11 protein-coding genes are annotated in these 14,888 nt (G+C 70.6%); 4 read left to right on the forward strand and 7 right to left on the reverse strand.

Going from position 1 to position 14,888, the window contains the following annotated elements:
- Nucleotides 1-52: 52 nt before the first annotated feature.
- Together cobF and ACGFSB_RS22100 are read left to right on the forward strand one after the other, a co-directional pair.
- Nucleotides 53-832, forward strand: coding sequence for a precorrin-6A synthase (deacetylating) (cobF, locus tag ACGFSB_RS22095; RefSeq protein WP_393401797.1), 780 nt, complete (start codon nucleotides 53-55; stop codon nucleotides 830-832).
- A 145-nt stretch (nucleotides 833-977) separates the two neighbouring features.
- Entirely contained in the window at nucleotides 978-3,065 is a 2,088-nt protein-coding gene (locus tag ACGFSB_RS22100; protein ID WP_393401799.1) for an MDR family MFS transporter, read from the forward strand.
- Here the strand turns inward: ACGFSB_RS22100 and ACGFSB_RS22105 are convergent.
- The 7 genes from ACGFSB_RS22105 to ACGFSB_RS22135 all read right to left on the reverse strand — a co-directional run bounded on the left by ACGFSB_RS22105 (nucleotide 3,062) and on the right by ACGFSB_RS22135 (nucleotide 12,029).
- Complete coding sequence (locus ACGFSB_RS22105; protein WP_393401802.1) at nucleotides 3,062-3,892, reverse strand: precorrin-6A/cobalt-precorrin-6A reductase; 831 nt, start codon at nucleotides 3,890-3,892, stop codon at nucleotides 3,062-3,064. The two genes, ACGFSB_RS22100 and ACGFSB_RS22105, sit on opposite strands and share 4 nt — an antisense overlap.
- A 51-nt stretch (nucleotides 3,893-3,943) precedes the next feature.
- Nucleotides 3,944-4,768, reverse strand: a complete 825-nt coding sequence (locus tag ACGFSB_RS22110; protein WP_393401805.1) for a sulfite exporter TauE/SafE family protein — start codon at nucleotides 4,766-4,768, stop codon at nucleotides 3,944-3,946.
- Between the two features lie 75 nt (nucleotides 4,769-4,843).
- A complete protein-coding gene (locus ACGFSB_RS22115; RefSeq protein ID WP_393401807.1) occupies nucleotides 4,844-6,361 on the reverse strand; it encodes a long-chain fatty acid--CoA ligase in 1,518 nt (505 codons plus the stop codon).
- 83 nt (nucleotides 6,362-6,444) lie between these two features.
- Nucleotides 6,445-7,632, reverse strand: a complete 1,188-nt coding sequence (locus tag ACGFSB_RS22120; RefSeq protein ID WP_393401810.1) for a thiolase family protein — start codon at nucleotides 7,630-7,632, stop codon at nucleotides 6,445-6,447.
- Between the two features lie 256 nt (nucleotides 7,633-7,888).
- The gene (locus ACGFSB_RS22125; protein ID WP_393401813.1) at nucleotides 7,889-9,100 is read right to left on the reverse strand and encodes an FAD-dependent oxidoreductase; all 1,212 of its coding nucleotides are present in this window, start codon (nucleotides 9,098-9,100) and stop codon (nucleotides 7,889-7,891) included.
- 14 nt (nucleotides 9,101-9,114) lie between these two features.
- Nucleotides 9,115-10,560: an FAD-dependent oxidoreductase gene (locus ACGFSB_RS22130; protein ID WP_393401816.1), complete on the reverse strand. Its 1,446-nt coding sequence runs from the start codon at nucleotides 10,558-10,560 to the stop codon at nucleotides 9,115-9,117.
- The gene (locus ACGFSB_RS22135) at nucleotides 10,557-12,029 is read right to left on the reverse strand and encodes an FGGY family carbohydrate kinase (protein WP_393401818.1); all 1,473 of its coding nucleotides are present in this window, start codon (nucleotides 12,027-12,029) and stop codon (nucleotides 10,557-10,559) included. Before ACGFSB_RS22135 ends, ACGFSB_RS22130 begins: the two co-directional genes overlap by 4 nt.
- Nucleotides 12,030-12,292: 263 nt before the next feature.
- Here ACGFSB_RS22135 and ACGFSB_RS22140 point away from each other — a divergent pair, with 263 nt between their 5' ends.
- Nucleotides 12,293-13,285 carry a hypothetical protein gene (locus ACGFSB_RS22140; RefSeq protein WP_393401821.1) on the forward strand — a complete coding sequence of 331 codons (993 nt, stop codon included), beginning with the start codon at nucleotides 12,293-12,295 and terminating at the stop codon, nucleotides 13,283-13,285.
- A 59-nt stretch (nucleotides 13,286-13,344) separates the two neighbouring features.
- Nucleotides 13,345-14,874: an amino acid permease gene (locus tag ACGFSB_RS22145; RefSeq protein WP_393401823.1), complete on the forward strand. Its 1,530-nt coding sequence runs from the start codon at nucleotides 13,345-13,347 to the stop codon at nucleotides 14,872-14,874.
- The last annotated feature ends 14 nt before the right edge of the window (nucleotides 14,875-14,888 follow it).

A 14,888-nucleotide genomic window follows, 5' to 3' on the forward strand; every position in this document is an offset into this window, starting at 1 on the left:
CCGTGGCCGACCCACCCCCATCTCCCGCACCCCCATACGGCAGACTCTCGGCGTGCGAAAGATTCATGTCATCGGTATCGGCGCGGGCGACCCCGACCAGTTGACCCTGCAAGCCGTCAAAGCCCTGAAGAGCACCGACGTGTTCTTCATCCTCGACAAGGGCGGGGAGAAGGACGACCTCGTCCAGCTGCGGCGTGATCTCCTCGGGGAGCATCGCGCGGACGGCGCGTACCGGCTTGTCGAGGCGCGGGATCCCGCGCGTGACCGGAAGGCGGGCGGCGTGGACTACTCCCCCGCCGTCGGGGACTGGCGCAGCCGTCGTGCGGATATCTATGAGCGGCTCGTCGCCGATGAGCTGGGTGAGGACGAGAGCGGCGCGTTCCTGGTGTGGGGGGATCCCGCCCTCTACGACAGCACACTCGGGATTCTGGAGGAGGTGCTCGGCCGGGGCGCCGTGACCTTCTCGTACGACGTCGTGCCGGGTATCAGCAGTGTCTCCTCGCTCGCCGCCAGGCACCGCACCGGCCTGAACCGCGTCGCGCGGCCCGTGCAGATCACCACCGGGCGTCGCCTCGCCGACGGTGGTTTTCCTGATGGTGTCGATGACGTCGTGGTGATGCTCGATGCCCATCAGGCCTTCCGGCGGTACCAGGGAGAGGAAGAGGGCGACATGTACATCTACTGGGGGGCCTACATCGGGACCGCCGATGAGATTCTCGTCTCCGGGCCCCTCGACGAAGCCGCTCCCCGCATCGAAGCCCTCCGCGCCGAGGCCCGCGAGCGCAAGGGGTGGATCATGGATACCTATCTGCTGCGTCGCAATCTGGACTGAGGGGGTGGGGGATGGGGGGTGAGTGGGTGAGGGGGTGAGGGGGTGAGTAGGCGGGCACAGCCTGTCGGGCCGCCGCCCGCGGAACCGTCACCGGACCGGACCGGCCCCACATGCACAGGCACACACCCGGTGTGAGGGTGGCCGTGTGACCACCACCGCCGCCCCCGCCGCCGAGGCCCCTGCCCAGGGGCCGCCCGTCCTGGACAAGCGCCGCCGCAACATCGTCTTCGTGACGATCATGCTGGGAATGCTGCTCGCCGCACTCGACCAGACCATCGTGGGCACCGCCCTGCCCACGATCGTGGCGGATCTGGGCGGCGCCGAGCACATGTCGTGGGTCGTGACGTCGTATCTGCTCGCGGAGACCGTCGCCACGGTGCTCGTCGGGAAGTTCGGTGATCTCTTCGGGCGGAAGGTCGTCTTCCAGGTCTCGGCGATCGTCTTCATCACCGGCTCGTTCCTGTGCGGTCTGTCGACGAACATGACGCTGCTCATCGCCTGGCGCGCCCTCCAGGGCATCGGCGCGGGCGGGCTGATGGTGACGTCGATGGCTTTGATCGCCGATGTCATCCCGTTGCGCGAGCGCGGGAAGTACCAGGGTGCGATCGGTGCCGTGTTCGGCGTCGCCACCGTCATCGGGCCGCTCCTCGGCGGGCTCTTCACCGACCATCTGACCTGGCGCTGGGCCTTCTACGTCAACGTACCCATCGCGATCGTCGTGGTCATCGCCGCGGCCCGCACGATTCCCGTCGTGAAGTCGGCGGTGCGGCCCGTCATCGACTATCTCGGCATCGCGTTCGTCGCGATCGGCGCCAGCGCGCTGATTCTGGCGACCAGTTGGGGCGGCAATCAGTACGCGTGGGGATCGGGCACGATCATCGCGCTGTTCGTGGGCGGTGCCATCTCGCTCGCGCTGTTCTGCGTGGTCGAGACTCGGGCCGCCGAACCCATGCTGCCCATGCGCCTTTTCGCCAATCCCGTCTTCACCGTCTGCTCGATCCTCAGCTTCATCGTGGGCTTCGCGATGCTCGGCGCCATGACGTTCCTGCCGACCTATCTGCAGTACGTAGATGGGGACTCGGCCACCATCTCGGGCGTGCGGACGCTGCCGATGGTGATCGGGCTGCTCATCGCGTCGGTCTTCAGCGGCAATGTGGTGAGCAAGACCGGAAAATATCGGATCTTCCCCATCGTGGGTGCTCTGGTGATGGCGCTCGGGCTCTATCTGCTCTCTCTCATGGGGAGCGAGACAAGCACCTGGCTCGAGTCCTTGTACATGTTCGTTCTCGGTGCCGGTATCGGGCTCTGTATGCAGGTCCTGACGATCGCCGTGCAGAACACCGTCGTCTACTCGGACCTGGGCACCGCGACCTCCGGAGTCACCTTCTTCCGTACGCTCGGCAGCTCCTTCGGCACCGCCGTTTTCGGGACGATTTACGCGAACACCCTGAAGCCGAACCTGGCGGACGGTGTCGCCGCCGCGGCCAAGGCGGGGGCCGCTGATCCCGCCGTGGTGGCCAAGGCGGCGCAGAGCCCGCAGGGGTTGCACGACCTGCCCAAGGAGGTGGCCGCGCCCATCATCAAGGCGTACGCCGACTCGCTGCACACCGTCTTCCTGTGGACGGTGCCTGTCGCCCTCCTCGGGTTCGTGGTGGCCCTCTTCCTCAAGCAGGTCCAGCTGCGGGACAGCGCGCGGATGAGCTCCGCGGACATGGGCGAGGGTTTCGCGTCACCCACGTCGAGCGGCAGCCCCGCCCAGGTGCTCGAACTGGCGGTCGGGAACATCATCCGCAAGACCGGTCCCGACACCGCCCGCCGGGTCGTCAGCGAATCCGACTCGCGCCTCGACATCGCGGGCGCCTGGGCCGTGATGCAGGTTTCGCTCTTCGACCGGATGGTCGGCCACGCCAATCTGACTCTGATCGCCGCCCGGCGCCATCTGCCGCCCGAGGTACTGGTGCCTGTCTTCGACCGCATGGTCGAGGAGGGCTACCTCACCCACTCCGGCATGCTCTTCTCGCACACCCCGGCGGGCGCCCGCGAGGCCGATGTGATCGGCAAGGCGTGGGCCACGTGGCTGGGCGAGCAGGTGCGGAAGGACAGCGGACGCCCTGCCGACCAGGACCTCATCAAGGCGGTCGACACGATCGCGAAGCGGCTGCTCGTGGAGGACCTGCAGCATGGGCTTGTCCCCGCCGACACGAGGCGGCCCGTCACGTCAGGAACCACCTAGGCCGGTCTTGGGCCGAGGTCCAGGTGTGCCAGCACGCTCGCCGTGTCGGGCAGCACCGTCGCACCCTCCGGCGGGCGCGGACGGCGGACGATCACCACTGGTACCGACAGCGCGCGGGCCGCGGTGAGTTTGGCCGCCGTGGCCTCGCCACCGCTGTCCTTGGTCACCAGGACGTCGATGCGGTGCTCCCGCAGCAGCGCCGTCTCGCCTTCGACGGTGTAGGGACCGCGGTCGAGGAGGATCTCGGTGTGGCGGGGCAGCGGCGGCTCGGGGGGGTCCACAGAGCGTACGAGGAAGTGCAGGTCTGCCAGGTCCGTGCCCGTATCCGTGTCCGTGTCCGTATCCGTGTCCGTATCCGTGTCCGTGCCCGCATCCGTGTCCGTGCCCGCATCCGTGTCCGCGAAAGTGGCTAGGCCCAGGCGCCCCGTAGTCAGGAAGACCCGGCGTCCGAGCGCGGGCAGCAGCGCCGCGGCAGCGGCGAGTGAGTCGGCGTCGTGCCAGCGGTCGCCCGGCACCGGCTCCCAGCCCGGCCTGCGCAGCATGACGGCCGGGATGCCGGTGGCCGCTGCCGCACGGACCGCGTGGTCGCTGATGGTGGCGGCGAAGGGGTGCGTGGCGTCGACGACGGCGTCCGCGTGCTGGTCGCGCAGCCAGGCCGCCAGACCGTCGACGCCGCCGAATCCCCCGATGCGTACGTCCCCTTCGAGCGCTGCGGGACGGGCTACGCGCCCCGCGAGCGAGGTCGTCACGCGGATGCCGGGGCGGGCGGCGAGTTCGGCGGCGAGTCGGCGGGCTTCGGTAGTTCCGCCCAGGACGAGCACATGCATGGCGACGAGGTTACGTGGCGCTGTGCGACCGCCCATCCGCCGCCCGCTCCCTCAGCGCAGCAGAAGTTGGAGTCCGCCGAGGACAGTAGCTCCGATCACCAGTTGCTCGAAGAGCCGCTGATTGATCCGGTGCACCGCCGCCTTGCCGATGACGGCGCCCGGGACGACGAAGAGCACGAGCGCCGCGTCGAGCAGCAGCGAGTGGGCGTCGATCAGGCCGAGGCCCACGCTGAACGGCACTTTGGAGGTATTGACGATGAGGAAGAACCACGCCGACGTCCCCAGGAAGCTGAGCTTCCGGAAACCCGCGGAGAGTAGATACATCGACATGACCGGGCCGCCCGCGTTTGCGACCATGGTGGTGAAGCCGCCGAGTACGCCGTACGAGGGCGCCTTCAGCCGGGAGCCGCGCGAGGGTTCCGCCTCTGCCGCCTCTGCCGCCTCGGCTGCCTCGTCTGCCTCGGCTGCTTCGTCTGCTTCGTCTGTCCCGTCTGCCTCTGCTGCCTCGTCCGCCGGGGCCCTGCGGCGCCACAGCGTGACCGCCGCCATCATCAGCAGGATCGCCCCGATCGACGTACGGACGATGGCGTCGTCCGCCCACATCAGGAACACCGTGCCCCCCACCACTCCGCCCGCGACGGCGGGGAACAGCCGCCACAGGGTGGGCCAGTGGGCGTGTCTGCGGTAGGTGAGGACCGCCAGTACGTCGCCCGCTATGAGGATGGGCAGCAGGACGCCGGTCGACTCGCGGGCCGGGAGTACCGCCGCGAAGACGGCGAGGCTGACCGTGTTGGCCCCGCTGACGGCGGTCTTCGAGAAGCCGACGAGCACCGCGGCCGCTGCGAGCGCGGCGAAACCCCAGATAGATATGTCCATGCCGGAGACAGATGCTAGACCCAGCTATCTCCGCGCCGTCAGGGGCGGCCACATCCTGGGACGGCAGGGCGGTACCTACGTGCCGCTGTACGTGGCGCGCAGCTCCCGCTTGAGGATCTTCATGCTGGGGCCGAGCGGCAGCTCGTCCGTGAACTCCACGCGCCGCGGGTACTTGTGACGTCCCAGGTGCTCCTTCGACCACGCCGTGATCTGAGCAGTGTCGGGAGTGGAACCGGGCGCGGTGACGACGACGGCGCAGATCTCCTCGCCGTGCACCTCGTCGGGCAGGCCGATCACGGCCACGTGCACGATGTCCGGGTGGCGCATGAGCACCTCCTCGACCTCGCGCGGGTAGACGTTGAAACCGCCACGGATGATGACGTCCTTCTTGCGGTCCACGATGGCCAGGAACCCGTCGGCGTCCTTGGTACCGAGGTCCCCCGTGCGGAACCAGCCGTCGACGACGGCCTCGGCTGTCGCTTCCGGGCGCCCCAGGTATCCGGAGAAGACGTTGTGGCCGCGGATCACGACCTCACCGAGCTCGCCCGTCGGCAGCAGTTCGATGCGCCCCTCGACGTCGGCGCGGGCGATCTCCACGTCCACACCCCACAGCGGGTGGCCGATGCTGCCCGCCCTGGTGCCGAAGACGGGCTGGTTCACGGCGGCGGTGGGTGAGGTCTCGGAGAGCCCGTAGCCCTCGTAGACCGGCACGCCGAAGGCTTCCTCGAAGCGTTCGAGTACGGCGACGGGCAGCGAGGCGCCGCCGGAGATCGCGAGCCGCAGCGCGGGCAGCTCGCGGGCCGTGGCCGCGGCGGCCACGAGGTTCACGTACATCGTCGGCACCCCGTGGAAGGTGTTCACGCCTTCCACCGCCATCAGCTCGATGGCCCGCGCGGCGTCGAAGCGCGGCAGCAGGACGAGCGTCGCGCCCGCGCGCCAGGTCGCGTTCATGGAGACCGTCTGGCCGAACGCGTGGAAGAGGGGGAGCGCACCGAGCGCGATGTCGTCGTGGCGTACATCGTGGGCGTCGAAGGCGCAGATCGTCGCGTTCATCACCAGGTTGAGGTGGCTGAGCACGGCGCCCTTGGGGACGCCGGTGGTGCCGCTGGTGTAGAAGACGACGGCCGGGTCGTCGGCGTCGCGGGTGAGGTAGGTGGGGAGCGGCTCGGCCGCGCCCGTCAGGGTCTCCAACTCGCCGTCCCCGCCGAGGGTCACCATACGTACGCCGGTGGCGGCAGCGGCGGCCTTGCCCGTGCCGACCTGTGCGGGGTGGCAGAGCAACAGGGATGCGCCGCTGTCCCGCAGGACGTGCTCGACCTCTTCGGCGGAGAGGAGGAGGTGTACGGGGACGACGACGCCGCCCGCGGCGAGGATCGCGTAGTAGGCGCGCGGGAACTCGGCGGTGTTGGGCGCAAGGAGGGCTACCCTGTCCCCCGGCCCGACCCCGAGCCCCACGAGCGCCGCGGCCTGCGCGCGGACCTGCCCCCACAACTCGCCGAAGGAGAACCGCAGTTCACCCTCGACGAGGGCCGTGCGGTCCGGCCTGCGACGGGCGGGCTCGGCGAGGATCGCGGCGAGGGACAGCGTGGCCATGGGTGGTGCTCCGTTTCGTTCCGTGCGTTCCGTGCGTTCCGTGCGGCGTGGGTGGTGAGGCGGGGCCAGGCGGTCAGGCGGGGTCAGGCGCGCTCGACGAGCAGCGCGCTGCCCTGGCCGACGCCCACGCACATCGTGGCGAGACCGCGAGCGGCTCCGGTACGACGCATCCGGTGCAGCAGCGTGGTCAGGATGCGGGCGCCCGAGCCGCCCAGGGGGTGGCCGATGGCGATGGCGCCGCCGGTCGGGTTGACGAGCTCCGGGTCGATGCCGAGGGCGTCCACGCAGGCGAGGGCCTGGGCCGCGAACGCCTCGTTGAACTCGGCCTCCTGGAGGTCGCCGATGGACCAGCCGACGCGGCTGAGCGCCTTCTGGGTGGCGGGCACGGGCCCGATGCCCATGACGTCCGGGTGCACACCGGCGGAGGCGCCTGCGACGTACCGCCCGAGGGATTCGAGGCCCAGGTCGTTGAGGGCCTCCTCGCTGACCAGCAGGAGTCCCGCCGCGCCGTCGTTCATCGGCGACGCGTTGCCCGCGGTGACGGTGCCCCCCTTGCGGAAGACGGGGCGCAGGCTGCTCAGCTTCTCGTACGAGGTGTCCTCACGGATGCATTCGTCGAGATCGACCAGAGTGCCGTCGGGCCTCGTGACGGGGAGGATCTCGTCGTCGAAGTGGCCGTTCTTGCGGGCCTCGGCGGCGCGTTGGTGGCTGCGGAGCGCGAAGGTGTCCTGACGCTCGCGGGAGATGTTGTAGCGCTCGGCCACTTCTTCGGCGGTCTCGCCCATGGCGAGGACTCCGTGCAGGTCCTTCATGGCCGGGTTGACCAGGCGCCACCCGAGGCGGGTGTCTGCGGTCTCCATCTTGTGGGGCAACGCCTCGTCGGGCCGGGGCAGGACGAAGGGGGCGCGGCTCATCGACTCGGAGCCGCCGGCGAGGACGATGTCGGCCTCGCCGGCCGCGATGGTGCGGGCGGCGGCGGTGACGGCCTCCATGCCGGAGGCGCAGAGCCGGTTCACGGTGGCGCCGGGCACGGATTCCGGGAGCCCGGCGAGCAGGGCGGCCATGCGGGCCACGTTGCGGTTGTCCTCGCCCGCCTGGTTGGCGGCGCCCCAGTAGATGTCGTCGATCCTGGCGGGGTCCAGCTGGGGCGTGCCGGCGAGGAGGCCTCGTACGACGGTGGCGGCGAGGTCGTCCGGGCGGACGGTGGAGAGGGTGCCGCGGAGTTTGCCGATGGGGGTGCGGCGGGCTGCGGCGAAGTGGACTGGGCGCACGATACGGCTCCGGATCGTTTGCGGTCGTCGTCTGCGGGGTGGTCGCTGACGGCTGACTTAAATTAGCACTGCTAGTTTTGGAGTGTACGGGGAGGTTGCGCTGGGGGGAAGGGCGGTCATTCCCCCCGGTCCCGCCCCTTCCCGAAATTCCGGCTCCGCCGGCTCGTGCGCACCGGAAATCACCGGCTTCGCCGAGTTCGTCCTCAAACGCCGGACGGGCTGTTTCAGCCCAAAGGGAAAGGGGAAAGGCAAAGCCCTAGCCGACCCCTACCCGCACCGCTCCACCACCCGCATTCACCCCGCCGACCCAACCCCCCGGGAGACGCACCCCCTGCCCCGGCAGCACCCTCCGCCGCACCCGCCCGCGGAACAGGCATCGCCCGTCCTGCGTGACCATCAGCACCGGGCAGACCAAGACCTCCGCCGTCCGCAGGACAAAGCGGTCCCCCGGAGCACCGGCACCGGGCACGAGGCGGTTCGGTGTCACCCACCGCAGGGGGGCCACGACCTCGATCGGCGGGCCATCGGTCGGCCACCCCGCGCCGCCCAGAAGGCTCCGCACGGCACCGGCGACTCGTACCCCCTCCCCCGCGGCCACCCGCGCGGGTTCCACCGCGTGCACCGCGCTCCCCGCCGCGAAGACCCCCGGCGAAGCGGTGCGGAAGGAGCCGTCCACCGCCGGTCCCCGCGTCCCGGGGTCGAGCGGTACGCCCCCGCGTCGCGCCAGCTCGTGGTCGGGAACGAAGTCCCCGGTGAACACCACCGTGTCGCAGGCGAGCACACTCTCCCGCCCGTCACCGCGCCTCAGCCGCACCCCCGACAACCGCCCACGGCCCAGGAGTTCGGCCACCACCGCCCCCGTCACCAGCGGCACCCGAGGCACCCCGAGCCGCATACCCGCGGCCCGCGCCCACCCCACCTGCGCCCGCGCCTCCTCCGTGACGAGCGCGGCGACCGTCACGCCCGCGTGCCGCAGGGTGGACAGCGCCGCGTAGCTCACCGGCTCCGCCCCCACGACGACCGCCCGCGTGCCGATCTCCTGCCGGTGGACGTGGACCGCCTGCTGCAACTCCCCTGTGGTGAACACCCCCGCCGGTCGCGTCCCCGGCACGAGCCGCGCCGCACGTGGCCTCTCCCGCGCACCCGTGGCGAGGATGACGGCACGCGCGGTGATCCGTTCCAGGCCGTGCGGCCCCGTCGTGTCCAGGGAGAGCGGCCCCGCCCATCCGGTGGCGCTCACCCCGGTCCGCAGCGCCGCTCCGGCGCCGAGCGCGGCCTCGACGAGGCGTTCCGCGTACTGCGGCCCCGACACCCCGAACCGCCCGAACCCTCCGTGGTGACAGTGGCGGGGCACCCCGCCCGCCCGCGCCTCGCGCTCCAGTACCTCCACCTCGCCCACGCCCGAAGCCGCGAGGTCCGCAGCCGCGGCGAGTCCCGCCGGGCCGCCGCCGATCACGAGTACGTCCACACCTCGCTGACGCCTCACCGCGCCGCCCCCAACTCGCCCCAGCCCTCGAAGAGTTCACGCACCGCGGCCCCGCAGTAGAACCCCTGACAGCGCCCGCCCCGCGCCCGAGTGCGCCGCCGCAGGCCGTCGAGCGAGCCGGGCGGGATCGTGCTGATGAGGGCGTCCCTGATCTCCCCGCGCGTCACTCGCTCGCAGTGGCAGACGATGCTGCCGTACGCGGGATCGGTCGCGATGAGGTCGGCGCGCTGGTAGGGGCGGGGGAAGGACTCTCCGATGTTCGGCATGTGGATGGGGTCCAACTCCCTTCGTGTCGCCAGGTCGAGGTCGGCTCCCGACTCGCCGAGCAGCCCCACGACGTACTCCGCGATCGCCATCGACGCGGTCAGACCCGTGGACCGGATGCCGCCGACGGTGAGGTAGCGCCGCTCCGGAGAGGAGTGGATCTGGTAGTCGTCGTGCTCAGTGGCCGCACGCAGTCCGGCATAGACCGCGGTGATCTCCTCGTCGAGCAGGGACGGCAGGATCCGCCGCCCCTTGGCGCGCAGTCCGGCAAGGCCGTCCTCCGTCGTTCCCGTCGCTTCCTTGTCGTCCAACTCCTCGGCGGTGGGGCCCAGAAGGACGTTCCCGTACACGGTCGGCGCCACCAGGACCCCCTTTCCGAGCGCCGTCGGAACCGGCAGGAGAATGTGGCTGACCAGGTCGCGGGCGAGCTTGTCGAAGACGATGAGCTGGCCGCGGCGCGGTGTCACCGTGAAGTCGCCGCGCCCCAGCAGCCCGCGGTCGAGCGCGTCGGCGTGCAGACCGGCGGCGTTGATGAGGTAGCGGGTGCGTACGGCGCCACGGGGCGTGGCCAGTTCGTGGAGGCCGCTCGGGGACGGTGAACTCACCTTCCCCACCCTCGCGTTGAGGTGCACATCGACACCTGCGCGTACGGCTTGGGTGGCGTACGCGAGTATCGTCGTCCAGGGGCAGATGATGGACTCCCCCGGGACGTCGAGCGCCCCCAATACGCCGCCTCCCAGGTGCGGTTCGCGGGATCGCACCTCTTCGGCACCGATGATCCGGGCCTCGTCGTAGCCATTGCGTTCGGCCTTCTTCAACAGCTCGGGAAGCACGGCCAGTTGGACCTCGTCCCACGCCACCAGCAGCGCTCCGACCGGCTCGACGGGGATCCCGGACTCGGCGGCGTACGCGGCGAGCAGGCGCTGCCCCTCGCGCACCAGGCGGGATTCCAGGGAGCCGGGAACGGCGTCGAAACCGGTGTGCAGGATCGCGGTGTTGGCCTTGGACGTGCCGTCACCGACGTCGCCGGACGCTTCCACCAGGGCGACGCGGATGCCGGGGTATCCGGCCAGTTCGCGGGCGATGGCCGAGCCGACTACTCCTGCACCGACGACGGTCACGTCGTAGGGCTCGGCGTACGGATCGGACGGCAGCGGGCCCTTGGTGGTGACCGTCATGACGACGGCGCGGGCGCGCGGTCGAGGAGCGCGGTGATCTCCGCACGGAAGACGCCGAGCCGCTCGGCGGCCTGCGTGGCGTCGATCTTCGGCTCGTAGACCGTGGCGGGGCGCCATCGCGGGACCGCTTTCCTCACCGTGAGCTTCGAATCGAGGCCCAGACGTGCGGCGACGCCCACGCCGAGAGCGGTGACATCGGGCAACGCCGAGACTTCTACGGGGAGTTGGAGCAGGTCGGCCTGGGTCTGCATGAGCAGGGCCGACCGGGTCAGGCCGCCGTCGACGCGCAGGCTCGTCAGGGGTTCGCCGAGGTCGGCGGCGACCGCGTCGGCGAGCGAGGCGACCTGGGCGGCGATGCCCTCGCACAGGGCGCGGACGAGATGTCCGGGGGCCGTGTCCAGGCCGAGTCCCGTGATCGAGCCGCGCAGGTCACCGCGCCACCAGGGCGCCGCGAGCCCGGCGAGCGCGGGGACGAACGTGACGCCGCCCGCGTCCGGCACAGCCGAGCCCACCCCGTCGAGGTCGGCCGCCCCCTCGATCACCCCGAGGTCCGTCAGCCAGCGGACGGCGGAGGCCGCCGTGTAGACCTGCCCGTCGAGGCAGTAGCTGCTCTCCCCGGCGAACCGCCAGGCGACACAACTGACCAGGCCGGAGTCGCCACGGCGGGGGCGGGAACCGGTCTGGGCGAGCAGGAACGCGCCGGTGCCGTAAGTGCACTTGGCCGTTCCCGGCTCGGTCACGTTCTGGGCGAGCAGCGCGGCCTGCTGATCGACGAGGAGGCCGGTCAGCGGGAGCTCCGGGCCGAAGGCCTTCGTGGTGCCGACCGGGCCCGCCGCGTCGACGACGCGCGGCAGCCGCTCGTCGGCGAGACCGAAGACGTCCAGTGCGCGCGGTGACCACGTCACGTCGTCCAGGTCGAGGAGCTGAGTGCGTCCGGCCGTCGACGCGTCGGTGACGAACGCACCGGTGAGCCGGTGGACCAGCCAGGAATCGCTGGTGGTGACGACTCCCTCCCGGGTGAGATGGCGGCGTATCCACGCCATCTTGGCCGCGGCGAAGTAGGGATCGAGGGGGAGGCCTGTCAGATGCCTCAACTCGTCCGCGTACTGGGAGAGTTCCGTGCACAAGGGCTCCGCACGCCGGTCCTGCCACACGATCGCTTCGGTCAGCGGGCGGCCCGACGCGGGGTCCCAGGCGAGCACCGTCTCACCCTGGTTGGCGAGGCCCACCGCGGCGACCGGCTCCCCCGCGTCGGCCAGAGCGCGGCGCCCCGCGTCGACGACCGAGGCGAGGAGCGCGGCCGGGTCGACCTCCACCAGGCCGCCAGGGAGGTGGCGCGGGCGCACGGGAGCGGCGCCGGAACCGATCACTCCGCGCTCCGGGCACAGCACAAGAGCCTTGGTGCCGGACGTGCCCTGGTCGATGGCGAGTACGGCCTCGCCGCGCGAAGCGCTGCCATTCGTGATCACCGCGGAAGCCTGCTACAGCGGCCAGGAAGGCGTCAAGAGCGTCAAGAACCCCCCTCGAACCCCTTTTTGGCCCTGACGTCGAAGTAACTCGGACTCAAAAAGCCAACCGGCGCGCCGAGTTGAACACATATCGGTCTCAAAAGATCCACGAACCGCCCTGGAAACGGAAGTTGGAGATCTACACTGACCGCCGAACAACATCGCCTCCTCATAGGCGAGTTCACGCCACCAGTCCTTCGCCCACCTCCCCCCACAGAGGATTCATGCCCACTCCGTCCGGCCGCCCCGTGTACCACCCGGCGGGCCACGACGAACAGCTGCGTGCCGTGCTCCAGGACCTCAAGACGGGTCGCTGGGTGTCGACGCGCAATCTGCTCGACTCGACGCCCGACTGGGGGCTCTGGACGCAACGTACGCAGATCCTGGCGGCCGCAGTCGCCGGTTCCGACGTGGTCAGGGCGTGGCAGGCCGAGGAGCCGCGCAGTGCGGCGGCCGTCATTCTGCACACCCGGGTCCTGGTCGAGCGGACCCTGCGCGCCCACCGCGCGGGACACCGCCACACCAACGAGCTGTGGCGCGAGGCGGCCGCCGCGTGCGGGGCCGCGGTGGACGCCTCGCCCGAGGATCCCGTGCCGTGGGTCTGTCTGCTCGCCCTCGCCCAGCTCGACAAGGGGCAGCGGTGGGACGAGCACCGGGTTCCCGCCCCGGAGCCGATGCTGTTCCCCGGCCCCTGGCACCTGCTCGCCGAGGCCGACAAGCGTGACCCCGGCAACCGCGAGGCCTACCACCGGATGCTTCAGTTCGCGTACGCGCGCAGGCCCGGAGGCCCCCTCACCGAAGCGGTCAACTTTGGACACTGGGCGTCGAGTTCGGCGCCCGCGGGCTCGGCGCTCCACCTGCTTCCCCTGTACGTACGCGTAGAGCGTTACCGCAAGGACGGCGGCGGCGAACACGCCCTCGATCTGCACTGGATCGGGGAGGACGCGACACGCTCCGCCCTGCGCGCGCTGCACCTGTGGTTCGAGCACGCGCTCCCGGCGGCGACCTCGCTCCTCGACCTCAACCAGCTGGCCCACGCGTTATGGGGAGCACATCAATTCCAGGACGCGGTAAGGGTGTTCGACGTCCTCGACCCGTTCTACACCGTGGCGCCGTGGACGTACCGGACGCGGTCCCCCGGCGACGCTGACGCGGCAGCCGATGTGTTCATGCAGGCACGTACACGCTGTCTGAGCGCCGTACGAGATCCGGGCTGAGTCCCCCCGAACTCGGCCTTCCGAATCAGCACCACCCGCTCCCCGACGGAGGTACCCCCGTGTCCCGCACCACCTGGACGAGCCCCGCCTCGACCTCAGCTCCGCTGCCCGACGAGGAACAGAGGCTCAGGGAGCTCGGCTATCAGCCGGTCCTCGCACGGCGGATGGGCGGCTTCGGCAACTTCGCCATCAGCTTCTCCGTCATCTCGATCCTGTCCGGTTGCATGACCCTGTACGGCTTCGGCCTCAACACGGGCGGCCCGGCCGTGATGCTCTGGGGCTGGGCGGGAGTCGGTCTGTTCGTGCTCTGCGTGGGCCTCGCGCTCGCGGAGGTCACCAGTGCGTACCCGACGTCGGGTGCCCTCTACTACATGGCCGACCGGCTCGGCGGGCGCCGCTGGGGCTGGTACACGGGCTGGCTCAACCTCCTGGGCCTGCTCGGCGCGATCGCGGGCATCGACTACGGAGCGGCTCTGTTCACCGGGGCGTTCCTGAACCTGCAGTTCGGCTTCACGCCGACGCCCGAGAAGACCTTCCTGATCTTCCTCTGCGTCCTGTTCCTGCACGCCGTCCTGAACCTGTTCAACGTACGTCTGGTGAGTCTGCTCAACTCGATCAGCGTGTGGTGGCACGTGGCCGGTGTCGCGGTCATCGTGGGCGTCCTCGCGATCGTGCCGGACCACCACCAGTCGCCGTCGTTCGTCTTCGGCGAGTTCGTCAACAACACCGGGTGGGACAACCCGCTCTACGTCACGGCGATCGGCCTGCTCCTCGCCCAGTACACGTTCTCCGGATACGACGCGTCCGCGCACCTGTCGGAGGAGACCTCCAACGCGTCGGTGTCCGCGGCGCGCGGCATCGTGCGCGCCATCTGGGCCTCGTGGATCGCCGGTTTCATCCTGCTCGCCGGACTGACGTTCGCGATCCAGGACTACGCGGGCACGGTGGGCACCGACACCGGCGTGCCGCCCGCGCAGATCATGATCGACGCGCTCGGCGAGTCAGGGGCGACGGCGCTGCTGCTCATCGTGATCGTGGCGCAGCTGTTCTGCGGCAACGCGGAGACGGCGGCGGCCAGCCGGATGGTGTTCGCGTTCAGCCGCGACAACGCCCTGCCCGGCTCGAAGATATGGCGCAAGGTGAGCTCCCGCACCCAGGTCCCGGTGCCCGCGGTGTGGCTTTCGGTCGGCCTGGCCGCGGCCATCGCCCTGCCGTCCCTGTACTCGGCGACCGCGTACACCGCCGTGACCGCTATCAACGTCATCGGGATCACGCCCGCGTACGCCATCCCGATCTTCCTGCGGCTCCGCGCGGGCGACCGGTTCCAGCCGGGCCCGTGGAACCTGGGCCGCTGGAGCAAGCCCATCGGCTGGGTGGCCGTGCTCTGGGTGGCGTTCGTGACGGTCCTGTTCTGCCTGCCGCAGGTCTCGCCGGTGACGGCCCAGACGATGAACTACGCGGCGATCGCGCTCGCCGTGGTGCTGATCCTCGCCACGGTGTGGTGGTTCGTGGCACGGCGCTCCTACAGCACGCCGTCGGCGTACGGATCGGAGCGGGAGCAGGCGGAGATCGCCGAGGACATCGTCTAGGCGAGGCGGCGATC

This window comes from Streptomyces sp. NPDC048441 (genome assembly GCF_043200235.1).
GTDB lineage: Bacteria > Actinomycetota > Actinomycetes > Streptomycetales > Streptomycetaceae > Streptomyces.